Annotated in this window: 25 protein-coding genes and 2 pseudogenes; 13 read left to right on the top strand and 14 right to left on the bottom strand. The window is 60.7% G+C overall.

The features are described 5' to 3' along the window. The first annotated feature begins 128 nt into the window (after positions 1-128). Together OMK73_RS07495 and OMK73_RS07490 are read left to right on the top strand one after the other, a co-directional pair. Entirely contained in the window at positions 129-740 is a 612-nt protein-coding gene (locus tag OMK73_RS07495; RefSeq protein WP_267601475.1) for a hypothetical protein, read from the top strand. Then, a complete protein-coding gene (locus tag OMK73_RS07490; protein ID WP_267601474.1) occupies positions 728-1,195 on the top strand; it encodes a lytic transglycosylase domain-containing protein in 468 nt (155 codons plus the stop codon). Before OMK73_RS07495 ends, OMK73_RS07490 begins: the two co-directional genes overlap by 13 nt. Before the next feature lie 179 nt (positions 1,196-1,374). On the opposite strand, the gene OMK73_RS07485 is transcribed toward OMK73_RS07490, so the two are convergent. The 6 genes from OMK73_RS07485 to OMK73_RS07460 form a co-directional block, all read right to left on the bottom strand. After that, entirely contained in the window at positions 1,375-1,551 is a 177-nt protein-coding gene (locus OMK73_RS07485) for a hypothetical protein (protein ID WP_267601473.1), read from the bottom strand. A 451-nt stretch (positions 1,552-2,002) separates the two neighbouring features. After that, entirely contained in the window at positions 2,003-2,308 is a 306-nt protein-coding gene (locus OMK73_RS07480; RefSeq protein WP_267601472.1) for a HigA family addiction module antitoxin, read from the bottom strand. 12 nt (positions 2,309-2,320) lie between these two features. Then, a complete protein-coding gene (locus tag OMK73_RS07475) occupies positions 2,321-2,599 on the bottom strand; it encodes a type II toxin-antitoxin system RelE/ParE family toxin (RefSeq protein WP_267601471.1) in 279 nt (92 codons plus the stop codon). Positions 2,600-2,867: 268 nt separating this feature from the next. After that, a complete protein-coding gene (locus OMK73_RS07470) occupies positions 2,868-3,302 on the bottom strand; it encodes a hypothetical protein (protein ID WP_267601470.1) in 435 nt (144 codons plus the stop codon). Between the two features lie 436 nt (positions 3,303-3,738). Then, positions 3,739-4,776, bottom strand: a complete 1,038-nt coding sequence (locus OMK73_RS07465; RefSeq protein ID WP_267601469.1) for a hypothetical protein — start codon at positions 4,774-4,776, stop codon at positions 3,739-3,741. A 12-nt stretch (positions 4,777-4,788) separates the two neighbouring features. Next, complete coding sequence (locus OMK73_RS07460; RefSeq protein WP_267601468.1) at positions 4,789-5,031, bottom strand: hypothetical protein; 243 nt, start codon at positions 5,029-5,031, stop codon at positions 4,789-4,791. Between the two features lie 967 nt (positions 5,032-5,998). Here OMK73_RS07460 and OMK73_RS07455 point away from each other — a divergent pair. The 7 genes from OMK73_RS07455 to OMK73_RS07425 all read left to right on the top strand — a co-directional run bounded on the left by OMK73_RS07455 (position 5,999) and on the right by OMK73_RS07425 (position 10,735). Further along, positions 5,999-6,757 carry a Bro-N domain-containing protein gene (locus tag OMK73_RS07455; RefSeq protein ID WP_267601467.1) on the top strand — a complete coding sequence of 253 codons (759 nt, stop codon included), beginning with the start codon at positions 5,999-6,001 and terminating at the stop codon, positions 6,755-6,757. Between the two features lie 109 nt (positions 6,758-6,866). After that, the gene (locus OMK73_RS07450; RefSeq protein ID WP_267601466.1) at positions 6,867-7,802 is read left to right on the top strand and encodes a BRO family protein; all 936 of its coding nucleotides are present in this window, start codon (positions 6,867-6,869) and stop codon (positions 7,800-7,802) included. Positions 7,803-8,156: 354 nt separating this feature from the next. Continuing rightward, positions 8,157-8,399 (top strand): hypothetical protein, encoded by a 243-nt coding sequence (locus OMK73_RS07445; protein ID WP_267601465.1) that lies wholly within the window; start codon positions 8,157-8,159, stop codon positions 8,397-8,399. Positions 8,400-8,414: 15 nt separating this feature from the next. Next, on the top strand, positions 8,415-9,329 hold the full coding sequence (locus OMK73_RS07440; protein ID WP_267601464.1) for an integrase domain-containing protein: 915 nt from the start codon (positions 8,415-8,417) through the stop codon (positions 9,327-9,329). Further along, positions 9,326-9,559 carry a helix-turn-helix domain-containing protein gene (locus OMK73_RS07435; protein ID WP_267601463.1) on the top strand — a complete coding sequence of 78 codons (234 nt, stop codon included), beginning with the start codon at positions 9,326-9,328 and terminating at the stop codon, positions 9,557-9,559. The genes OMK73_RS07440 and OMK73_RS07435 overlap by 4 nt, the downstream gene beginning before the upstream one ends. Positions 9,560-9,586: 27 nt before the next feature. Next, positions 9,587-10,216: a hypothetical protein gene (locus tag OMK73_RS07430; RefSeq protein WP_267601462.1), complete on the top strand. Its 630-nt coding sequence runs from the start codon at positions 9,587-9,589 to the stop codon at positions 10,214-10,216. Positions 10,217-10,288: 72 nt separating this feature from the next. After that, a complete protein-coding gene (locus tag OMK73_RS07425) occupies positions 10,289-10,735 on the top strand; it encodes a hypothetical protein (protein ID WP_267601461.1) in 447 nt (148 codons plus the stop codon). 4 nt (positions 10,736-10,739) lie between these two features. Here the strand turns inward: OMK73_RS07425 and OMK73_RS07420 are convergent, their stop codons facing one another. The 8 genes from OMK73_RS07420 to OMK73_RS07385 all read right to left on the bottom strand — a co-directional run bounded on the left by OMK73_RS07420 (position 10,740) and on the right by OMK73_RS07385 (position 18,424). Beyond that, complete coding sequence (locus OMK73_RS07420) at positions 10,740-11,558, bottom strand: response regulator transcription factor (protein WP_267601460.1); 819 nt, start codon at positions 11,556-11,558, stop codon at positions 10,740-10,742. A 638-nt stretch (positions 11,559-12,196) separates the two neighbouring features. After that, positions 12,197-13,183 (bottom strand): phosphoadenosine phosphosulfate reductase family protein, encoded by a 987-nt coding sequence (locus OMK73_RS07415; RefSeq protein WP_267601459.1) that lies wholly within the window; start codon positions 13,181-13,183, stop codon positions 12,197-12,199. A 143-nt stretch (positions 13,184-13,326) separates the two neighbouring features. Then, entirely contained in the window at positions 13,327-13,479 is a 153-nt protein-coding gene (locus tag OMK73_RS07410) for a hypothetical protein (protein ID WP_267601458.1), read from the bottom strand. 180 nt (positions 13,480-13,659) lie between these two features. Then, entirely contained in the window at positions 13,660-14,700 is a 1,041-nt protein-coding gene (locus tag OMK73_RS07405) for a DNA-methyltransferase (protein ID WP_267601457.1), read from the bottom strand. Between the two features lie 103 nt (positions 14,701-14,803). Then, on the bottom strand, positions 14,804-16,207 hold the full coding sequence (locus OMK73_RS07400; protein ID WP_267601456.1) for a UvrD-helicase domain-containing protein: 1,404 nt from the start codon (positions 16,205-16,207) through the stop codon (positions 14,804-14,806). 167 nt (positions 16,208-16,374) lie between these two features. Further along, entirely contained in the window at positions 16,375-16,641 is a 267-nt protein-coding gene (locus OMK73_RS07395) for a hypothetical protein (protein WP_267601455.1), read from the bottom strand. A gap of 26 nt (positions 16,642-16,667) precedes the next feature. Further along, positions 16,668-17,891 (bottom strand): PRTRC system ParB family protein, encoded by a 1,224-nt coding sequence (locus tag OMK73_RS07390; RefSeq protein ID WP_420715487.1) that lies wholly within the window; start codon positions 17,889-17,891, stop codon positions 16,668-16,670. Between the two features lie 221 nt (positions 17,892-18,112). Beyond that, on the bottom strand, positions 18,113-18,424 hold the full coding sequence (locus OMK73_RS07385) for a hypothetical protein (protein WP_267602099.1): 312 nt from the start codon (positions 18,422-18,424) through the stop codon (positions 18,113-18,115). Between OMK73_RS07385 and OMK73_RS07380 the strand changes: the two are divergent. From OMK73_RS07380 to OMK73_RS07365, 4 genes and pseudogenes are all read left to right on the top strand, one after another. After that, positions 18,389-18,799, top strand: a pseudogene (locus OMK73_RS07380) (PRTRC system protein B); the annotation flags it as partial. The gene OMK73_RS07385 and the pseudogene OMK73_RS07380 sit on opposite strands and share 36 nt — an antisense overlap. After that, positions 18,796-19,452 (top strand): PRTRC system protein A, encoded by a 657-nt coding sequence (locus tag OMK73_RS07375; protein ID WP_420715486.1) that lies wholly within the window; start codon positions 18,796-18,798, stop codon positions 19,450-19,452. The pseudogene OMK73_RS07380 and the gene OMK73_RS07375, both read left to right, overlap by 4 nt. Continuing rightward, positions 19,433-20,280: pseudogene (locus OMK73_RS07370) on the top strand (PRTRC system ThiF family protein). The gene OMK73_RS07375 and the pseudogene OMK73_RS07370 overlap by 20 nt, the downstream one beginning before the upstream one ends. 114 nt (positions 20,281-20,394) lie before the next feature. Further along, entirely contained in the window at positions 20,395-20,796 is a 402-nt protein-coding gene (locus OMK73_RS07365) for a hypothetical protein (protein ID WP_267601454.1), read from the top strand. The last annotated feature ends 261 nt before the right edge of the window (positions 20,797-21,057 follow it).

Below are 21,057 nucleotides of genomic sequence, written 5' to 3'. Positions count from 1 at the left end.
AAATCCGTGCGTCGATTGGGCAGCATTCGATCTCTGCGGGAACGCACGCGCCCGCATACTGGTTTCCTGGAGTCGTGGTGACTCGCGCCAGGCCCATTAAGTCTTACCACTCGATTCGCGGAGTTCGCATGAAAAGTCGTCTGAAGCCCATTTCACTATTGATTGCGATCGGCATACCACTATCTATACCCGTGGCCAAGGCGGAACTTATAACGCTTCCGGCCGTGCCTGTAACCGTCGCGGATTGCCGACCCGGTGACCATTGGGGCCGCGTGAATGGCATTGCCCGTTGCGTTCCTGACCAACCACCGGCCCCAGTAGACACCTGCAATAACCACGGCCTCTACACCACGAACCAAGGCGGTGGCTCCACCTTTGTGCCGGGAGTCGGTACCTGCTACAACGCCGCGCCGACAGGGCCCGTCTGCAAGTATGCGAATGGCAATCCATATTATATGGTGGTGGTCGGACCTGGGAATTGTAACGGGGCGGATTCCGGCTGTTCAGGCACGGGGATTGGCGTAGCCTGGGGTACATCAGGCTTCGGGGTGTTTAACAATACCGATTATTTGCCCGGCGGCGCGTTGAACAACCTTGATCCAGACAATCTGCAAAGGACGAGGGCCTGGATTGACGCCACTTTGAGTTCCTGGGGATATTACAAGGGCGCGTATCGCGGCGGCAACATAGGAAACGGGAACTATGACAGCTCGGAATGGTACGAGGTATGTCGCTACTGATGGGGCAGAGCAGGCGACGAACTGGGAGGGCGCAGCTGGCGGTCGCAGCGTGCCTTCTCGCGCTTGCTAGCTCTGTCCAAGCCTTTTGCTTCGACGAGGCCGCCGCGCGGTATGGCGTCAACCCATATGTTCTGCGCGGCATAGCCTTTGTCGAATCCGGCTTTCGTGCCGACAGCGTAAGCCGGAACACGGACGGCTCGATCGACTACGGCGCAATGCAGATTAACAGCGTGCACCTGGGCGAGCTGAAACGATTCGGCATTGCACCGGCGCAACTCATGGTGCCTTGCACGAACGTTATGGTCGCGGCCTATCTATATAGGAAGAAGATCGATCGCTACGGCAACTCGTGGCTGGCCGTCGGCGCCTACCATTCGGAGACGCCGGAGTACCGGGATGCGTATTGGCCCAAGGTTAAGGCCGCAGTCGATGGCTGGGTTGGGGTGGTGCGCTAGAATCCTGCAGTCCCTCAGTCGTCGCGCAGGATCGGATCGTTTTGTACGATCCATCGGACCACGCCAATAAGCGCGGCGAGAAGTACGATGACGCATCCTGCAGCAGCTGTTGCGAATAGCACAGTGGGCTCCGATTGTGCGAGAGGGGATCCTCGATCCCCGCGGCACGTCTTGTCTGCTTAATTGGGCTGCATGTGCAGCTCCGGCGCTTTCGCCACCTGAATGCGGTGACGACCGTCTTGTTCGGCGATCACGCGCAAGGTAGCTTGCTTGAGGAGAGAGCCGTCGGTTAGTACTGAGGCGAACGACCTCAATTCCTCGAGCGAAATTCGAACCGGCTGGTTATCTGGCTGCATGTCGATTTTGCTGGGGGCGAACGGAAACTATTGTCCGCAACGCAATGCCTTGCAAGCGCGGGAGCCATAATGGAGCGCAAATCTCACAAATTCTGCGCAATTTAGATTCTTTGCTCTGGGCCGGCAGTCCTAAGTCTATTATCGGACGGCGCTTTCGCACGACCACGACCTGGGATCGCCTTCAGAGCTCGTGCTCGCCGCACGGCCAGGGTTGTCCAACGGGTGACTGGCGAGAAAAAGTCGCCGTCCTAGGATCGGCGACTTAATGTAGTGTCGACCGAGACGGGGAGCTTGGCGACGAATCTAGCATAGAGGATTTGGCGAAATATTTAATCCTGATTTAGATGGGGTTAATATCTCTTCGCTATTCCAATAGTGTTATCGCAAACGAGATACCCAACTGCATTCTGGGCTGGAGAGGTCAGAGCGTCTGCGGGCCAGGTAGCACACGCTACGCTTGCTCAGGATGGAAAACGCGGATGCGCGGCGCGATCTTGTCCTTTAGCTCGCGCGTGGCAATCCGCATGTCGTATTCGCTCTGCAGGTTGGTCCAGAACCGCGGCTCCATCTCGAAGAAAAGTCCTAGGCGCAGTGCGGTGTCGGCGGTGATTGGCCGCGTGCCATGCACGATCTCGCTAATGCGGCTTGGCGGCACGTCGATATCGGCCGCGAGCCGGCGAGACGTGATGCCCATCGGCTTCATGAATTCCTCCAGTAGAATCTCGCCTGGATGAATCTCATCTAGCAGTTCAGCCACGGTGCTCTCCATTCAGTGATAGTCCACAATCTCGACGTGATGCGCGCCATCCTCGAGCCAGACGAAAAACACACGCCATTGATCGTTGATGCGGATGCTGTGCTGACCTTTGCGGTCACCCTTTAGCGCCTCTAGCTGGTTGCCTGGCGGAATCCTAAGGCTGGCCAACTCTGATGCGGCATGCAACTGCAGCAGTTTGCGGCGGGCGACCCGTTCGATGTTCTTGAAGCGCCGCACGGCGCGGCTATGGAAGAGCGCCTCGGTGTCTGCGCATGCGAACGATCGGATCATGTCTAATGATGTTCTGTAAAACAGAATCTGTCAAGAAGAAACCGGCCTGTACAAGAGACGAATGGAAAGATGAGATTTGAGCGCATCTTTGTCGCTTAAGCAGGGCCTTTTAGATGGAAGGCTGGTTCTCGAACGGCTGTCCATCGGCCGCCCCCGACTCGAGTAGCGCCCGCGCTTCACACGCCGCACGCAAGTCAGGGTATTTCTCCGAGATAGCGGCGAGGATGCGCAGGCGCAACGCCTTCCGCGCTTCCCTTATGCCGATGTGTCAGTGATAGAGGTCGATCTCGTACTCGAACACCCGCATCCTCCGCGCCAGTGCTTTTACAGCGGCCTCGGCGTCCGATAGCAAATAGGAGCGACCAACGAGCAATTCCCGCATCGCGATCTCGGGCACATCGATGGCGATTTGCTGCGATACCTCCATGATGAGAGCGCGCTTGCGCTCGAGTGTCGGAGCGACTTTAGCTGATCGCTCGCGGGCCGTTTCTTTTGCTTTGGCGAATGCGGCCGACGCCTCAACATGCAGGACGCGATAGCGCCAGTAGATGAGCGACGGTCGGCCCGCATCCGTGAGGCGGAAGGCATCATCGGCATCGCCAAGTAGTCTCTGGATGAGTGACTTGTTCCAACCGCGCTCTACCAGTTGGGCGACCGTAAAGTACCGATCAGGAGGAGGTGGTGGGGGAAATAGCGATGGCATCCGGATAGTTTAAGGCGAGACTGCACCGTCTCGGCATCGATAGCTGCGCACAATGTTCCGCGGGGAGAATACTCCCACCGCTAAGGCCTTGGGGCGAGCCGAATTCCGGCAAAAAATTGGCCAACTATTTGCCGGAATCTACATGCAGCATAGAGATAGTATATGCCGGCGCGAATATGCCGAGAGCACCGAAACCTGGACGAAATGGTGCACTAGTCTATCTGACATCGGCCAAATTTGAGCAATCTTTTCGCCGCTGTGAAAACTCGTCCCCAATAGAATCAGTGAGTTAGCATGCCAAAAGTTGTCCACGTGGGCAACTTGCTCGAGGCCAGCGCAACCGCGTTCTGCTTGCCTGATGCGGGCGATTCTGGCGAATAATTGGCCAACTATTTGCCGGAATCCTTGGCCTTGGCGGGGCGGCCGCGGCTATCGCTCAGGAGATCCCCCAGCGGTAGTAGCCGCGAGCATTCGCCATGATCGGATTCGAAACCTTGCGGATATCGTCCGGCGGGAAACGCTTGCGAAGCGCTTCCTCAAACAGACCCAGGCCGCCCCCGGTGAGGAGCACGTTGTCGAACGTAGAGGACCTAATGCGGTTCATGAACCCGTCAACCATTTCGTCGACCAGTTCCTTGGCTCGCACATGGAACGGCTGCATGTCGACACTACCTAGTCCAACAACGGACAACTGCTGGCGCGACAGGCACATCTCGGCTGTCCGATAATCAATGTAGGTTCCCAGCGCCTTGGTCATGTAGTCGGCCAGCGAGTAGACGATCGATGTCACCCCACCTGGAATTGCGCCGGACTCGTCGTAGACCGGCTTTGTTCCTCTTGAGGCGTACCAATCGAACGTGCGGGCGCCAGGGTCAATCGTAAGGTTGTTGCGGTCGTCCTGAATCTCGCGACTTCGATCTTGTCCTTCGTCCACGGACCAGGCGATCAGACTGCCGACCGGTTGCGGGAGGATGTTGACCTCTTCGACCCTGACCATCACCTCCCTTCCGTAAGTACCCTGCAGCGAGCTCGGGACCGGGACGGTGAGTGCCTTGTGCTGATACTGATCGAGCAGCTGATCGCGGTGGATCTTAAAGGTCGAAACCGGAAGGCCGAGGACCAGAACCGGGATAGTGCGGCGAAGAACGCCGGTCTTTCGAAACATGTAATAGAGGCCGCCGATCACCTGCGCTTTGTACCCCGGACGGTTGCAGAAATCGTCCGCGACCATCGGTTCCCAGGTGTGGAGATGCGTGTCTGGGCCAACGAGGTAGGTTTGCCCGTCGACGGTAACCCGTACCTCGTCCAAGGTATGTTCCTTGCGATTCAGACGATGCGAATCTCCCCTATGCGCAGCGCCCTCTGACTTGGTCCGTGCGGGGTACATCAGTTCGCCATCGCCCCAGCAAGTCTTCAGGTTTCCAAAGCCAACATCCATCCCTACCGCAAAGCGGGCGCCGTTGTGAGTCGACATATACCCTTCTCCTTAAAATTCGTGCTTCCCGATTCTGGATGCGGTTTGGCTCGCCGCAACTGGCGAATGCACCGACAAAACGGCGCTGTATGGAGTTTGCTCCAGGGTCTCGAAGGCGCGAATGAGCAGTGACTTGACGTACTGCGCGCGCTCGCGGCTGCCAGCGTAGCCTGGATACTGTTTCAGCCTGTTGTGCAAGGGGCCATCGTTTGGACTAATGCAGATTTCGACGCAAATCGAATCGGTTTTCTTCATGCTTTCTCCTTGTTCGGAGCATGCTCGGAGCATGCTTAAAAATTAAGCAAAAATGGAGTGTCTAATGAAGTACGAACTGCTAATTAAGTGATCATGTTCGGAGCATGCTCGGAGCAATATTTTTTCCTATCGATGCCACCTGGTCAAAAGCAATTACTCATCAAAAAACAGCACGTTTCGAACTCCACAAGGACTTGAAATGCGCGATCATTGACGTACGCCTAACGTACGTCGGGCCCCGAATTCAACGTTGCTGAGCGTCATCAGCAGTAGTCCCTAGATCAAGGCATTGCCCTGCGCCCGTTGCGCGCAGCGTGCCTCCCAAAAAGCCAGTTCGTCGTTGGTCGGCACATTCGTGTCCGATTCCTTCGGTGACTGGCTTCTTTTCATTAGCTGGTGCGCCCTGTGGTTGCCAATACTGAGGACACCGGACACGCGATACCACTTGGCTTAGCGGTCTGTTTTAGCAAATGCATCTGGATGAGACAGAGTTTCTCCGGACACGGACACGCCTAACGGCACACCGAATACACACACATCCCGATCGCCAGGAGGCGGGGACACTGGTCACGAAGCCCGATGCGATGCGGCTGGATGGCGAGGTCATACGGGGTGGCCGCATGGGAATCACCCGGCGGTTCAGCCGACAACACAGGCCCAAGGCAGCCTGCACAGAATGCCCATCAGAATCCACGGCCAGCGGTAGGGCGCGTGGGAGCGGTGACGGAGACGTTGCTGCGACGGTCAGGTTGCGTTGCTCCACGCGCCTGGCTCATCGGCGGAATCGCTAAAGGACGGAGCTGTTTGGTTTATTTGGGTGACGCCGAATGGGATCGGAAATCCAAGCGAATTTGGTTTCGGCTCGCCCAGAATTTCGTTGTATAAATATTGGGTGGCGCGCCGTTCGGCGCACTAGGCGGGCTAGTGGAATTACACGCTCCTAGCGGCTCTGGAAGGGAGGTTTCGTATGGATGATGGGGTATTTGATGCCCGGGATGGGGGGCTGCCGAAGCGGCCACAGGACATAGTCCAGTTCATGTATCAGGAACATGCGGTCCGCACTTTGATTGACAAGGACGGGCAGTCTTGGTTTTGTGCGACCGATGTCTGCGATGTTCTCGGATACGCCAACTCCCGCATGGCCATCGGTTCGCATTGTGAGGATGATGGCGGTGTAACGAAATTTGACACGAGCACCAGCGGAGGCATCCGCAGGCTGCAGTTTGTGAACGAAGCAAATTTGTACCTGCTCATCTTCGGGTGCAAACTGCCCGCAGCTAAGGCGTTCCGTCTCTGGGTAACGCGGGAGGTGTTACCAGCGCTACGGATGCGCGGCGTGTATACGTTGAACGAAGGCAAAGCACCGCAGTTGCCCGCAGCGAGCCCAGATCTCGAGGAGGCGCTATCCGATCTGAGCAAGCTGCCAATTCAGTTGTCGTTCGCCCGCCAGGATGCGATTCGGTACCGACTTCAAGCGGAGGAGAAGGATCTGCGAATCGCCGAGCTGGAGCACGAGGTCAAGGTGCTTGAGCATCTCGCAAAGTGGCAGGAAAGCACGCGGAAGCTGCGGCATGCGCAGATGAAGCAGGCCGCAGAGCTTCGCGACAAGGGCAATACAGCAGCGCAAATCGGGCACCTGCTAGGCATCGAGGCAGCTAAGGTCGACATCCTCGTGAGCGGTTGGAAGGCCTTGGTGGCGCTTCAACTTGCCAACCAGCCGGCTTAGGAGCGCGTGGCCGATGGGACAGCTCCCTGAAGATCAACTATTGAACGCGACAGACGAAGCGGGGAACGAGCCAGTAGGCCGTCTTCCGTTCGGGAGGCAGGGCGCGACAGTGCGCGGGTTCATCGACCCGCAGGGGGAAAAGTGGTACTGCGCGATCGACGCGGCGAGTGCGCTCAGTTTGACGAATTTTCGTGCGACCATCACGCGTGTTTGTCGCGAGCCTGGTGGAATTGGCCATCGGATCACCGATACCGGTGGCAAGCGCGAGCCTCTCATGTACCTCAGCGAAGGCAATTTGCGAAGGCTGGTTGCGCGGTGCAAGAAGGTTGAGGCAGACGCATATCTGGACTGGGTGCTTGACGACCTGGCGCCGCGCCAGCGCGGGCCAGAGGCGCGAATCTCGGCCGCGCGGGAGAGCGAAGACGGGGGCGTCGAACGTCCTGGCGTAGCCGCCGATGTATGCCTCGCCGTTGTGCGTCATGAGGACAACTGGCTAGCGACCGGGGAGGGGCGAGGCAGTTCTGATCCTGGCGAGGTTGAGTTTGCTCCTCTGCCACTCGGCGGCGCTGGCGCGGTTGTCCGCGGGTTCCGAGATACCGAGGGCCGTCGGTGGTATTGCGCGCTTGATGTTGCCCGATGTCTCGGCGTTCTGAACAGCAGCGCGATGGTTGCTCAACATTGCCTGCCTGCGGCGGGTATCGTGCGCAAGGCCACCCAGACTATTAGCGGCACGCAGGAGATCACCTTCCTTAGCGAGTACAACCTTCGGAGATTGATACTCCGGTCCTGCAAGCCAGAGGCCGAGGCTTTCTTCGACTGGGCGCTGGGCCAACTGGTGCCTGATGGCGAGGAGCCTCGGCGGCCACAGCTTAGCCCTGCGCTTATTCCGGAGCCAGATCCTGCGCCGCGGCCCAAGGCCTGGGGCACGGGCATGACGGCGTACGAACAGGAACGACACTGGGAAGGCGTCCAGCTTGCGCCAAGGCCGGGGCTGCGATCGCAGGAACCGCTTCCGTCAGGTTCAATCCGGCATAGCGAGTTCTAAATGGCGAGAACCCGATTCCGCTACGGCGCGGATGTGGCCCAGCCCACGCCCTCGATTGCGGCACGAATCGCTGCCGTCCGGGCGGGCAGGCCGGCATCAAGCCTCTGGGCCAGCAGTCCCGGGGTGGGGCGAGGCCTCGTCGGGAAGCCTGACGTTCGGCGGACGATGTGGGCTCGACCTACGCCGGTTGGGCCTGCCTGCCGGATTCCGCCAGCGCCAGTGAGGTCGAGCGCCCTGCTGGGGCCTCGGCCGAGGTGACTGGTCACGGCGGGCAGTTCGACGGCGGCGGGGCGAGCGGCGACTGGAGCTCGGACGACTAACGGCATTTCGCCCATACGTACTCAGGATTTTTCGATGGCAAGTAGAGAAAGGGACGGAAACGGAACCAACCTGGTCAAGCAGGTGGTGGCACTGTGCACCGTGATTGCCGTTGGCATATTGGTGATCCTTTTGCTGTGGCCCAACCGGGCCGGAAAGCTTGCGGCGATCGCCCTGCTGTTGGTTGGGCTCCTGGGTGCGCTGTTCCTCGAGCTTCACGAGGCGAAGATCGAGGTGCGTCGCCGCAGCGACCGCACGGATCCGCCCGTCGAGCCCTGACCTCGGAGTGCCAGCGTGATCACAATCGACTACGCGGCCATCGCCGAGCGATCTGGCCTGCCGCCGTCCTTTATCGACGCCTTCAAGCTGCTCGCCGGCGACCACCTCAAGAAGATCCGCAGCCCAAATCGGTTGAGCGACAAGCCGGTGTCGTTTGAGACCCAGTATCGGCGTGTCATCAACCTGCTGGCCTCGTTCCGGGAGTTGCGGGAAGACGGCTACAAGTTGACCAGTCCGTGGAACCTGAAGCAGAAGCACATCGAGCACCTTGTGCGCAAATGGGTGCTGGAGCTGAAGCAGGCGCCCGGGACGGTGGAGAACAAGCTGACGTACTTGCGGACGATTGCCGCCTGGATGGGCAAGCACAACCTGGTCGGTAAGCTTGACGACTACATTGAGCGTCCTGATGACTACCGACGCACGTACTTTGCTGAGGTTGAGAAGACGTGGGACGCCAGTGGGGTAGATGTCGATGGGCTGTTGCGGAAGATCGAGCAGTCCGACCGGCACGTCGCGACGCAATTGAGACTTCAGGCCGCCTTCGGCCTTCGCAAAAAGGAGTCCTTCCTGCTGAAGCCGCATCGAGTAACGGCAGATGGGCAGTTGCGGGTGGACGACGGAACGAAAGCAAAGCGGCCACGCAAGGTGCAGCTCGAGACCGAGGCGCAGTACAAGCTGCTCGAAGATGCATGTCGGATGGCCAATAGCATGAGCGGCACCACGATTCCTATCGAGTACAGCCTAGACCAGTGGCGCAATCACTATGACTACGTCTTGAGGGTCCACGGGGTGACAAAGCGCGAGCTGCAGATCACCTCGCACGGCTTACGGCACCAATATCTCAACGGCTTGTACCACCGGGTGACCGGGGAATTTTCCGCGATCCAAGGGGAACGAAGCCTTTGGACGCCCTGCACCGTGAGGGGATGAAGCGGGTTGTTGAGGCCGCCGGCCACTCCAGGGAATCCAAGAGCAACGCTTACCTGGGCAAGCATGCGCCGGCGCGCCGGCAACCGCCGTCACGAGAGGAGGTCAGGGCTGCGCTGGATAGCTGCGGCCAGGAGAAGAAGGCTGCCGCGGCCAAGCTGGGGATCTCACGGCAGGCGTTGTACCGCATCTTGGCGAAGGCCCCGAGCCATCGATCACCCGCTGGCGACTGATCGTCGCCGATCAACTTGGAGAAGGAAATGCGAGAGGACCGCGAATACTCGGCCGAAGAGGTTGCCGGAATCCTGGCAAAGGGCATCGGCCCAGAGGCGCTGGAGAACTGGCCGCTGACGTCGTTGCCGGAATATGTCATTGGCGTTGCAAGGGCCAAGGCAGCCGTCGAAGGCGGCGACGACTTTGGGCAATTGGACGATGCGCTTCGCCCGCGGCGTGCACTCCGGACCGAATGGGGGATGCTGGTGGTCGATCACTCCCAGGACAATGACGGCGACGGGGCCACCCTGGCGATTCTGGGCTATCTCAAAGCCGACCCCTATCTTGAGTTGCCTCACTTGAGAAAGGAGGCGGAAACGGTCGGGATCTATCTGAGCGACCTGATCAGCGATGCGCTCGTGACGTCGACCGTTCAGAGCCTTTTGGCCCATGGGATCGACTGGGCGGACAACGACGATACGGGACAGGTCTTTTGCCTGATTGGCTTCGACGCACCGGGCGATCCGCTGGCGTTCGATGAACTAGGGAAGGCACTCGGTTGTTGGCTGGAGGCCGCAGGGATCGAGAGACTGGTGACGGCTTGTCAGAGACCGGACTACCTGCGCAAGGTCGATTGGTCTTCGGGATTGCCAGTTTCGCAGCTGCTAGTCAATTGAGCTCTCCCAGGCGGCCGCACTACCAACGCTGGTCGCCGCTTCTGTCGCACGGGCGCTTGTGGGAGATACACGGTGCAAGTTTGGCAATCTATCGTAGCCGCGGCCGCCTTAGCTGCAGTGTGTGTCGTCGCCGGCGCCGGCCTGGAAGACGAAGACATACGAGGGCTGGACGCGGAGGCCAATGGGATCCGCGACGATGTCGACGCGTGGATTGCCGGGCAACGCTTTTCGGCGCCACAGCGTCTTGCTGCACAGCAGCTCGCGCGTGCTCTGCAGGCAACGTTCCTGCTTGATCCGGGGAATGCTCGCGCGGTGCTGGATGCTGCCGAAGCCGCCAAACAAGGCGTTAAGTGCGTGATAGCGCGGCGAACGACTTCCGCGGCCGGCTACCGAACGGTGCTCGATATTGAGGCGATCACAGCGAACAGCGCGCCTCGGAAGCGAGCCTATCGCGCATACAACGCCAAGCTAAACGGGACGGTTTCCAGATCCCCCGAAGGCGACGGCTGCGAAGTGTAGCGCCTCAGCTGGCCTGCTGGCAGTCGCTATCCGACTCCGAAGCGGGCGGAGGTGTGAAGACCTGCCTCATGTGCGATATCAACTGCATGCGAGTACGCGCGCCACGCCGTTCCAGGATCGCCGAAACGTGTTCCTTGACGGTGTTCTCCGTCAATCCCAGGCGCTGTGCGATCGCCTTGTTGGATAGCCCGTCGAGCAAATGGCGTAATACGGTACCCTGGCGGCTCGTGAGGCCGAGCTCCTCCGGCTTGATTGGGGTGCTGCTGAGTGCGGCGCCGGCGGGTTGATCATGCGCCGCCGAGTTGGCGGCATTGCCGGCATGCACCTCATGCGCGCGGAATGGCTTCATCCCCGATAGCAGCTGAGTTCGTGAGCGTGCGCCAAGGCGCTGCAAGATGGCAGAGACATGTTCCTTGACGGTGTTTACCGTCAGGCCTAAGCGGCGCGCGATGAGCTTATTTGGCAGCCCTTCAAGCAAGTGGGTGAGCACGTCCTGTTGACGCTCAGTCAGGCCTTGCCTAGCGGGTGTGACTGGAGTGGTGGGCGTGCTTTGTGTCTCGACGCCAGGCCACACCGTTGCGGGGGGCACCGGACTGGTCGATGTGGAGGGGATGCGCTGCAGAACGACGGTGTCGAAGAAGCAGGCCTTCTCCGCGAGAGGAACACGCTCAACGGGTATTCCCATGTTCGCGCTCAAGGATGTGTTGCTAGCGCGGCCAAGTTCCTGTTGCCACACTCCCCGATATCCGTGGAACGCTAGCTTATAGCTGCGGCTGTCGCTGTAACTGCTTGCCGTCAGAATGTCGTGAAACTGACCCGTCATCGCTTTCCCTGCCTAGTTATGCCGGTCTATCAACTCCCGCCGGCATCTTTTCCAAAAGTGAAATCCGCTGCACCAACGCCGCATTGCGATCGCGCCACAGACTGCGTCGGCTTGAGCGTCGCGATGACTTTACACCCCGGCTTCTCGATGAAGAAGAAACGATAGAAGAGTAGGGAGGGGTTCGAATGTCCGCGTCCCGCAGGTTTGTGACAGACGGGGCACAAAGCGAAAACCAGATAGCCCTGTTGCTCGGAAGGGCTAATGCGGCTCTTTTCCCGCGGATGGGTGGGTAGAGGGCCTCCTACAGCGCGTTTCTGAGCCTCTGGCGGCATGCGACGGGAGTTCCTGAGATCGCGCGAGATGGGCATTGGACGGCCCGAACTCCGGTCAATCAAGATGCCACCAAGATGTATGGTTATTACAACAAAATCTCCCGATTCGCGATCTCTGAGAAAAGGTCTGGCGTGTACATGCGGGCCGAACCAACAGCACCGCCTTCGCGTGCATACCTCGCACTGACGGCATCCGGCGTCACATGCCGCGCGTCGATGCCGACCAGGCTGGACACGCGCCGGCGCACCCGGGCGATCAGGCTTGCCTCGGCGTGAGTCGGTACCGACGTCGGCCATCCTGCCGTACTACAGGAGGTGGCCGGGCAGCATGGCTTCCATCGCTTGGCGCTCCGTAGCCGCCACCTTCGCCAGCTCAATGTGCTCGCGAATCTCTGCCGGCAGCAGGCTGGGAGCCACGTCGGCAAGCCATCTGTTGCCCTGGAAGGCGAATGTGCTGACGGCCTCCAGCTCGACCATCCGAACGTACAGGTCATGGTTGTCGGCGCATGACGCGGCTGCCGCCAGATCCGCTGCCGCGGACATGATGCAGAACGCGCAGCTGACGCGACTGGCGCCGTATCGCGTGTACGCTTCGTGCAGCGTCAGGCCGGCGCCGGCGATCGTGCGGAATACCTGGGAGAGATCCCATTCGATGATTGGGTTCCAGCTGAGCCCGATGATGCCCTTCCGCGAGAGCTTTGCCATTGGCGCCGAGACAGGCATCTTGCTTCGGGCGGCGCTCTCTTGGCGCCGGATCCCTGCAACGTTGACTATTTCTTGGCCGGGATACCGTTTTTTGAGGGCGGCAGTGATCACGTCGACCTTGAGCTCGCTGGTGCAGAAGCGCATGGACGGCGTACTCCACGGCAATATCAGCTTGACGCATTGCAGGTCTGCGTAGCGGGCCACATTGTTTGCCCATCGGCCTTCCCAACGGGAAAGCATGTCGCCGGCTTTCCGCGAGACCACCATGAGATCCCAGCCGATCGCCTTGGCGAGGCGCTCGCAGCTCGGTAGACTATCGCGCCATTCGACGCGGCCGAGATCGGCGTGGATCAGCACGCGCGGACCTGCGTGGCCAATCTGGTCCAGATAGCGTGTGGTGGCAATGGCGCAAGCGTCGGAATCCTTCCCGCCGCTGACACCGATCGCGACGACGCAGTCCTTGGCGAGGAGGGCGCGAACCTCCGGCGTTACGGCGACCGGCGAATCGGTCGCGCTGGACCTCGATTGCATTGCCGGCGCGACGAGCGAGCGGCCTTGCATAAACTGGATAGGGCGCCACGGGTCCATTCTCTCTCGCTCCTCCGCTATGTCCGCGGCGCAATGCCGAGGCTCCTTGGCCAGGATACGGACCGTTTCGCCGATGCAACCCGACTCATTGCCCCGGGCACAGGCATGGGCGGCTACTGCGGCCACCGAACCTGGCCAGGTGCTCAGCGAATTCCCGCGACAGTGCGGCTGATTGCCTGCAATCGAGCCTCTGGGGTGAGATGGGTATTGCGCAAGGCGAGCAATACGAAGCCGATGGCCTCGGAGTAGTCTCGGACCAATGCCTTTAGCTTGTCCAGGTCCTCGTTCGGTGCCATCGGCTTCGGACCGATATCGAGAAAGATCCGCCCGGCGTCCCAATCGATCCCCGGATGGATGTCCAGGACGGGCTTAAAGGGCTTGCCACCTATCGTGGCAAAGCCAGGGTCGTAAGTGACCGCAAGGATGCTGTCGCGCCGGTCGTTCGCGTGGAGATGCTCGAGCTTGCTGTGGCCAACCTAGGATACCGACCAGTTGGCGGATGCAAGTGCCGGATGCAAGCCGAAGCCAGAGCAGCCTCGAAAGAGCTCGGCGGCGCCGCGCAGATACTCCAGTATCCAGTCGGTTACTAGCCACCGACGCCCCAGCCTCTCCGCCGCCAGCCCGGTACGGACCGTGCCGCCAAACGGATCCACTACCAGGTCGTCCGGCTCGGTGAGGAAGCGCACGAAGAAGTCGGGGATGTCCGTGGGTTGCATCGCGCCATGGATCGGGAGGCCGAGTTCCTTCGCGCGCTTCCGATATAGCCGGGTATCCGCGCAGGCGTGGCCACGCTCGATGACATTGCGCGGCAATCGGCCCGCGGTGTCGCCGGCAAAGGAGCCGGGTCGAAAACGGTACGCGCCATCGCCATAGATTGCTGTCCGCGCCTCGCCGCCGGCGGCGATCAGCTTCCTATGCTGTTCGGTATGCGCCTGCAGCACGCGACGGTTGTCCGAGCGAACACGGGTCGAGTCATTCGTCAGCCAGTAGACCAGCTCGTGCGCGCTGCTCAACTGCACGCGATTGACGCAGGCCCACCAGGTTGGGCCGGGCGGCTTGCTGTAGTTGACCCAGGGAATGCGGTCCATGAGAGAGAGACCGAGCCGATCATGCAGCGCGAGAAGCAATCGCTCGGCGTAGAGGGATCGCGCAGGACTTCTTGCCAGATGGACGTCATTCCCAATATTAATCACGATGCTGCCGCCCGGTACCAGCTCGCGGACGATTGGCTCCAACGCCTCGCAGAGAAAGTCGACATACTGCGCTTCGTTCGGGTTGCCGTAGGCTCGCGCCTGGCGGAGCGGGTAGGGCGGCGACGTAACGCAGAGCGAGATCGGCTCTCCCAGGCGCGGAAAAACGTCCCGTGAGCGGGCCCAGACCGCTACACCGAGATCCGTGCTGAAGGCGACTAGCCGAACACCGGCGCTGGCCTTGTGCAGCTTCTGGCGTGCATTCTCGCTCAGTCGCCAAAGGCCGCGCTCGCCTTCAACGCGTTCAATGATGCCCAACTGCTTCATCGTCATCTGGTGCCAGCGGATTTTGCGCGTAGTGGGACTGTGCATCGCGCCGGAGGCGCCTATCGGGACTCGGCTCTCAATGTCCAATTGGAGTAGCGCTGGCCTAACGACTAGACGATAGTTGGCACAACCAGTCGTGCAACATGCTGTTTGGGCGAAGCGAATGCACGGCGCGTGTGACCGTGACGTAGGCAAGGTTGGCTTCCTGCAGGTCCAGATCGTCATCCGTCAGGTCGGGGAAATAGTCCGCCATGACGACGCGGGACAAGTCATGTCCCTTCGACTTATGGGCTGTTGTCAGTGTCCGATCGGCGGCTTGCCCCGCCGGCGTGAGGGAGCGCCGGATCGCGTGAATGAGGGCGGGAATGTCGCCTCCATAGATACCGACCACCTTGATGAGCCGCTTCGTTTCGGGGTCTTCGGCGGCATCGGCATAGCGCTCCATCTCTGCAAAGGAGCGGAACTGGCGCACGAGCGGGTCGCGGATCTGATCGGGGCACCCGATGAAGAGCCAATACGCGTCGAGTACCTGGGCGAAGTTGTAGCCATCGATGCCGCCGACGAAGGCTAGGGACTCACCCGCCTGGACACCAGCGGCTGCTTGAGCGAACACCTCGGCATTGGTACGACATAGCCAGGCGTGAGGGCCGTACGGGTGGAAGTCTTGAATCTGGGTATCGGGCCCGCCGCCCACGATGACGCGCTGTTCCCCGTAGAACTCCTGCAGCAGCTTCGTTGCGATGTCGGCAATCTGTGGCCCGAAGCGGAAGCTGCGGCTCAGATGGTAGACCCGAGACGCCGTGGCTGGGTCCATGGCGTTGACGCTGCCCCGGTACTGATAGATGCTCTGGTAGGGGTCGCCGACGATGATCTTCGGCTGGCTCTGGTGGCGGAACAGCGACAACGTGGCCGGGTTGCTGTCCTGTCCTTCGTCCAGCATGACGAAGTCGAAGGGAAGGGTCGGGCGGGAGAGTTGAAATAACTTCAGGTACCCATCATGCACCATTGGCGCATCATCCCGCGGGTCTGCCATCCGTTGCCAGAGGCTCTTGGCAGTCCCGGCGATAAGCTTGCGTCGCGCCGGTGTTTGCGAGAGATCGCCGCTTACGCCGGCCAGCTGCGGAAATTCGTCGAGCGCCGAGCAGATGTAGCCCTGAACGCACTCGACCACTTCGCGCCCCAGCTTCCAGTCCTCGCCCAGCCCCATTAGCCGCATCGCGTCTCCGACGCGCAGGTTGGCGACCAGCTTGTGGGTGTAGCGACTGCCGAACCGCGGATAAGCCAGGGCGTGCACTGTCTTGCAGGTGGTGTTAGGAGGAAAGGTTTCGCGGGCAGCGATGGCAGCGGCCCGGTTATAGGCCAGATAGAGTCCGCGCTTTTTCGGGTGCGCCGCGGCCTTGAGCCGCAGTGTCGTGGTCTTCGCCCCGCCGGCGAAGGCGATCACCATCACCAGGTCGCTACCCAGTGGATCCGCGATGATGGTTTCCTGTTCTTCCGTCAATTGCATCACTTTGATTCCTGGCGGCATCTCGCGAGTGCGACCGCAAATTCCGATTCATTTTCTGGGTGTTTCTCTTGCGCGCCACCCCGAAAACGATGCAGAATTGAACCCGTTACCCCGCTTTCAAATCGCCGCAGCAGCGGCATGTACCGGAAAGGGGTGAAATGACAGAATTAGCAGTAGGCAGGGGATATATGCGTCTGCTCGGGAAGCTTCAACCCGAGCGCGAGTGCGACGAACCCGTGCATATTGCGCGGATCATTTCGCCCACTTGCCGGACAGAAGACGAGCTTGGCCTGATCCATTCCATTGGCGCATTGCAGCGCCGGGATTTGGCCCGCGCGCTCCCCGTATTCGACCATCGTGATTTCATCGCGCGCACGTTTTTGCGATATCACGAGCGCTTTTTTGATAGCGAAGGTCGCATCCATCAATTCCACAAGGCCACTCCGGATTCGTTCGTGCTCTACGGCACGATCGTCACGGACGGCGCCAATCGTCTCGTCGACTTCTGCGTGCAGTCCGGCAGTCGCCTGGAATACAGCAGACAGCTCATCCGCAGCGTGATCGCCGCCCTGTGCGTTGGCGAGACACAGTAAGGAAAACCAACAATCATGAAAATGCACCCAGACGACCAGGGTGGGGTGGATCTCGCCCTTCCCGAAGAATTGCCCGAAACGGCGGCTACCTTGCGCGAGTTGCAGGCCGTATCGAAGCACTGGCCACGGAAGGTCTTCCCCATCGAATCGGGCAAGCTGCTGACAGCCGCGCCAAAGCTCTTGCAGGCATGGCAAGACTTGGCCTGCTCCTCGCCAACGCCAGTCGGCCCGTCCACGACGAGCTGGATCCGCGTGTACTTGTCGCCGGGCCGGACGATCCGAACCTCAGGGAAGTCATCCTTGAGGCCGTCGGCGATCACTGTCAACTGCGCTTCGGTCTTGGTGTTGAAGCACCCGCGATTAGTGCAGTTACCGGTCGCGATGGATTCCGCGAACATCTCGGTCTGCAGCGCGGAATTGTGGGCACACGTGGCGCAATCCGCCTTGTCGAAGATGGCGGTTGCGAGGCTACAAGCAGCGGCCTCAATCGTCTTCTTCAACTCGGCGACCGACTTCGCCTCGTAGATGATGACCGGCAGAAGCTTGTCCTGCTTGTCCTTGGCGAGAGCAGCCAGCAGCTCGGCGTGACCAAGCAGGATCTTGCGCTCATTGAAGGCATTGAGCACCGCAGTGCTGCAATTCATCAGTGCCAGACGCCTGTCGAGCTGCGCGCGGGACCAGCCAAATAGGCGCGCCGCCTCGTCTCGGTCGCCCTTGAGTTTGCCGACCATCCTCGCTGCAGCCACCGCCTCCTCAGAGGGCGCGATGTCGTCGCGGGAGACGTTCTCGATGATCGCCATGGCTTCCGCCGTCTCGTCGTCGACATCCTGCACCACGATGGGCATCGCGTACTCGACGCCAAACACCTCGGTCGCCGCGCGGTAGCGTCGCTCGCCGGCGATGATCTCGTAGAGGTCGTCCTCAACCGGGCGGACAACGATGGGTTGCATGATGCATCCCGCCGCACGTACGCCGGCAACGAGTTCTGCCATTTTCACCGGATCAAAGAACCGGCGTGGATTGAAGCGGCTCGTGCGGATCCGGCTCAAGGGTAGAGTCGGCTGTTCGAGCAGCATTGCGGATTCTTGCATTGTGGGTTCTCCTATAGCGAGGGAACCCACCCGTGAAGGAGTGGTTCCCCTCTTGGGCTTAACTTGCCGCTCTGGCGGCTGTGAAAACCATCTAGACGCTTCGCGCCTTGGGACTGCAGCAGCAGTCCGAAAACGCGGCAGTGCAGGTGTACCGATCCGGGATCGGAGAACGCCTGGTGTCTGTGCCGTGCTTCCTGCCTTGCGGACGGGCCGGGCGCGGCTTAGCCTTCGAAGGTGCCATCCGGTCGATAGACCACATAGCGGTTGCCGATGTTGAGTGCTTTGTCGCGCAGGACCTGAGTGAACATGGTCTCCGGCACGGTGACGCCAAGTGCGGCAAGCTTGCTGCGGAAGTAGGATAGGCCAGCACCCATCGAAGCGGTGTCGTCCAGGTTGTGATAGATGAATTCCTCCGATCGCTCTTCCGGCTCATCGCAATCGGAATTCTCCTCCGCGTCGGCAAAGGCCAGCTCCGGTGCCGGCGGCGCGTTGCAGGGAAGGAGCTTGGCAATCGCAGCAGCATCGTGCCGCACCCCGGCCTTGTGTTTCAGGCCGCGGTCGACGGATTCCGCGTGTTCGCCCTGCGGGACGAATGCCGGCCGACGCCGAAGACGAAGCTCTATGAGCCTCCTTACTTCAACACCTGGGACGCCGGAGAGATCTGCGTTGGCTCCGCAAAGGTCCCTGCGAAGATCGGCGTGAGCGCGATTCCCGGCTGGGAGGATGCATTTTTCAACTCGGCCTTCACGCACCCCAACCACGGCGGCAAACGGGTTGCCTACAAGCGCGGCGTGTTCGCGTTCTGGAAAGACATGCTGGACGGCGCGTTCGGGAAGGCATACCCAAAGGACGTCCTCGTTCCCTTCAAACACACTCTCGGCGATCTGATTGCCAACGAGCTCACATGACCATGAACCCTTTCGATTCCACTTTGCAACGCTCCTTCCCGACCATCATGGTCCCAACGAGGGAGCCCGTCGCAGGGATGACAACAGCAGGCGAGCGCTTGCTTGTCGCCAGCAACGGCGTATTCATCGAGATCTTTCGGCCCTGGATCCGGCTCATCCGCCGCATCAGCAGCTACGCGGTCTCAACGGCCATCCCCTATGGGGTTGTCGAGGAGGTGTCCGAACTGCTGTGCGGCCGAGTTCCGCCGGAGCTGATCGGCGCCTTTGCTGAGCAGGCGAGGGCTGCGTGCCCCAATGAAACTGGTGGGTGGATTGTCTGGAACCCCGGGACCAAGGCGTTTCGCCTGGTGCCGGTGGTCGTGCTGTCGCATGACAGCGCCAGCCTCCGTTACGACCGACCGCAACTCCCCGACGACGAAGTCCTGGTGGTCGATTGCCACTCACACGGGTGCTTCGCCGCTGGTTTCTCGACGACAGATGACCAAGACGATCGCTTCGACGTGAAGTTCGCGGTCGTGCTTGGCCGCTGTCATACCCGAAGCATGGATGTCGCCTTGCGGCTCTGCGCCAAGGGGATCTTCGAGCGTTCCCACAACATTCCGGTGTCCTGGTTGGATGCCGTTGGAGAAGCCAATGACGTTGCTGCAACATAGGATCCCGCCGTGCATGATCAGTGGGGCATGGAAGGTGGTCGTGGTTGGTGCCGGCGGCACGGGCAGCGCCCTGCTGCCGAACCTGGCGCGACTGCATCATGCCATGCTCGAGCTCGGACATCCCGGTGGCATTGACTGCACCGTCTACGACGACGACACCGTGAGCGAAACCAATGTCGGCCGCCAGGGCTTCTACCCTGAGGACGTCGGCGGCTACAAGGCGCTGTTGCTGGTCAACCGGCTCAACGTCCTCATGGGCACACGATGGGTCGCGGTACCCCGCAAACTCGCCGCCTCCGAGGCATTGCACGCCGATCTGGTGATCGGGTGCGTCGATACCCGTGCTGCGCGAGAAGCGATTCTGTCGGCGACCGGAAAGGGCGGGGAGCCTATTACCTCGACTGCGGCAACGAAACGGATCGTGGCCAGGTCATCCTGGGGGAAATCAGGCAACCTCATCCGGGGCGCCTGCCCCACGTTGGGGACCTGTTCCCGGATCTGGTCGACCCGGCTGGCGACAAGGAAGACACCGCGCCGTCCTGCTCGATGGCCGACGCACTGCGCAAGCAGTCATTGGTCATCAACCAGGCGATTGGTGTTCAAGCCTTCAACCTGCTGTGGACGTTCTATCGAACCGGCGCACTCCCGTATTCGGGGGTGTTCGTGAACCTGGCTACCGGCCGGACCAATCCGCTGGCGCTGGACCCGGCGGCCTGGGCGAGATTTGGGTACGTTGAGCCAGCTCCAAGCCCGGGCAAGAAAGTAAGCAGCAAGAAGGGCAAGTTGCCGCGCGGCCGCAATGGTCCGGCGCAGGCAACTGCAGTTTGAACACAGCAATGCAGTAACCCGCGCCACTTTCTGTGGCGTGTTTCCTCAAGACCCATTGGGCGAATGTCGATGCCCGATGGCATGGCTTCGCCCGCCCTCAAGAAAGGTGAAATCATGCATAAGCTATTCGCAGTCCTTACCGCAATCGCTGCGCTCTCAGGCTGCGCCGTCGAACGTACCTCCTCAAATGTCTACCAAGGCATGGAAGCGTTGCGCGGCGGGCAAATTGAGCAAGGCTCGGTGGTACGGGTGCGTACGGTCGTCATCCAGGGCGGCATGACGCAAGACGGTGGCGCGTTCTCGGGCATCGCCGGCATTGGCGGTGCGATCGCGGGATCGGTCATCGGCTCGCAAGCCATTGGCGGCGGTCGCGGCAGGTATGTTGCCGCGGCCGTCGCTGGCCCGGTCGCGGGTCTCGCAGCGCAGCAGCTTGCTGCGCGCGCGTCGAACCCCGCTCGGCCTGGCTACGAGATCGTTGTCCGTACCGACATGGGGCGTCTAGTGGCTGTCACGTAAGAGGCCGATCAACCGTTTGCCCCTGGCGATCGGGTGATGCTCGTGTCCAGCGGTGGCGCCATGCGCGTAACGCGCTAGTAGTTTAGAGGCTGACCCTCTGCAATCTGCCGCTCCCCTCGTGGGGGCGGCTTTTTTGTTTTTCGGCGGCTTGCGGGATGGGGGAGCCGAGGCTGCGGCGGTGACGGTATAGTTCAGGGGACGATCGGACGGCCGAGTTCGGCTGCGGACGTTGGCCTTCGCGCTCAGACAGCCATTCATCTG

The organism is Cupriavidus sp. D39, from assembly GCF_026627925.1.
Lineage (GTDB): Bacteria > Pseudomonadota > Gammaproteobacteria > Burkholderiales > Burkholderiaceae > Cupriavidus > Cupriavidus ulmosensis.
This window is presented reverse-complemented; position numbering and strand designations above follow the sequence as displayed.

Excerpts from the sequence above, each read along its gene's own strand:
- OMK73_RS07420 (WP_267601460.1), bottom strand. The coding sequence starts at position 11,558 with ATGACGGGTCAGTTTCACGACATTCTGACGGCAAGCAGTTACAGCGAC.
- OMK73_RS07445 (WP_267601465.1), top strand. The coding sequence starts at position 8,157 with ATGGCAAGTAGAGAAAGGGACGGAAACGGAACCAACCTGGTCAAGCAG.
- OMK73_RS07470 (WP_267601470.1), bottom strand. The coding sequence starts at position 3,302 with ATGCCATCGCTATTTCCCCCACCACCTCCTCCTGATCGGTACTTTACG.
- OMK73_RS07465 (WP_267601469.1), bottom strand. The coding sequence starts at position 4,776 with ATGTCGACTCACAACGGCGCCCGCTTTGCGGTAGGGATGGATGTTGGC.
- OMK73_RS07410 (WP_267601458.1), bottom strand. The coding sequence starts at position 13,479 with ATGGCACCGAACGAGGACCTGGACAAGCTAAAGGCATTGGTCCGAGAC.
- OMK73_RS07375 (WP_420715486.1), top strand. The coding sequence starts at position 18,796 with ATGACCATGAACCCTTTCGATTCCACTTTGCAACGCTCCTTCCCGACC.
- OMK73_RS07365 (WP_267601454.1), top strand. The coding sequence starts at position 20,395 with ATGCATAAGCTATTCGCAGTCCTTACCGCAATCGCTGCGCTCTCAGGC.
- OMK73_RS07435 (WP_267601463.1), top strand. The coding sequence starts at position 9,326 with ATGAAGCGGGTTGTTGAGGCCGCCGGCCACTCCAGGGAATCCAAGAGC.
- OMK73_RS07390 (WP_420715487.1), bottom strand. The coding sequence starts at position 17,891 with ATGCAAGAATCCGCAATGCTGCTCGAACAGCCGACTCTACCCTTGAGC.
- OMK73_RS07455 (WP_267601467.1), top strand. The coding sequence starts at position 5,999 with ATGGATGATGGGGTATTTGATGCCCGGGATGGGGGGCTGCCGAAGCGG.
- OMK73_RS07400 (WP_267601456.1), bottom strand. The coding sequence starts at position 16,207 with ATGCAATTGACGGAAGAACAGGAAACCATCATCGCGGATCCACTGGGT.
- OMK73_RS07460 (WP_267601468.1), bottom strand. The coding sequence starts at position 5,031 with ATGAAGAAAACCGATTCGATTTGCGTCGAAATCTGCATTAGTCCAAAC.
- OMK73_RS07415 (WP_267601459.1), bottom strand. The coding sequence starts at position 13,183 with ATGGACCCGTGGCGCCCTATCCAGTTTATGCAAGGCCGCTCGCTCGTC.
- OMK73_RS07485 (WP_267601473.1), bottom strand. The coding sequence starts at position 1,551 with ATGCAGCCAGATAACCAGCCGGTTCGAATTTCGCTCGAGGAATTGAGG.
- OMK73_RS07430 (WP_267601462.1), top strand. The coding sequence starts at position 9,587 with ATGCGAGAGGACCGCGAATACTCGGCCGAAGAGGTTGCCGGAATCCTG.
- OMK73_RS07495 (WP_267601475.1), top strand. The coding sequence starts at position 129 with ATGAAAAGTCGTCTGAAGCCCATTTCACTATTGATTGCGATCGGCATA.
- OMK73_RS07405 (WP_267601457.1), bottom strand. The coding sequence starts at position 14,700 with ATGAAGCAGTTGGGCATCATTGAACGCGTTGAAGGCGAGCGCGGCCTT.
- OMK73_RS07475 (WP_267601471.1), bottom strand. The coding sequence starts at position 2,599 with ATGATCCGATCGTTCGCATGCGCAGACACCGAGGCGCTCTTCCATAGC.
- OMK73_RS07490 (WP_267601474.1), top strand. The coding sequence starts at position 728 with ATGTCGCTACTGATGGGGCAGAGCAGGCGACGAACTGGGAGGGCGCAG.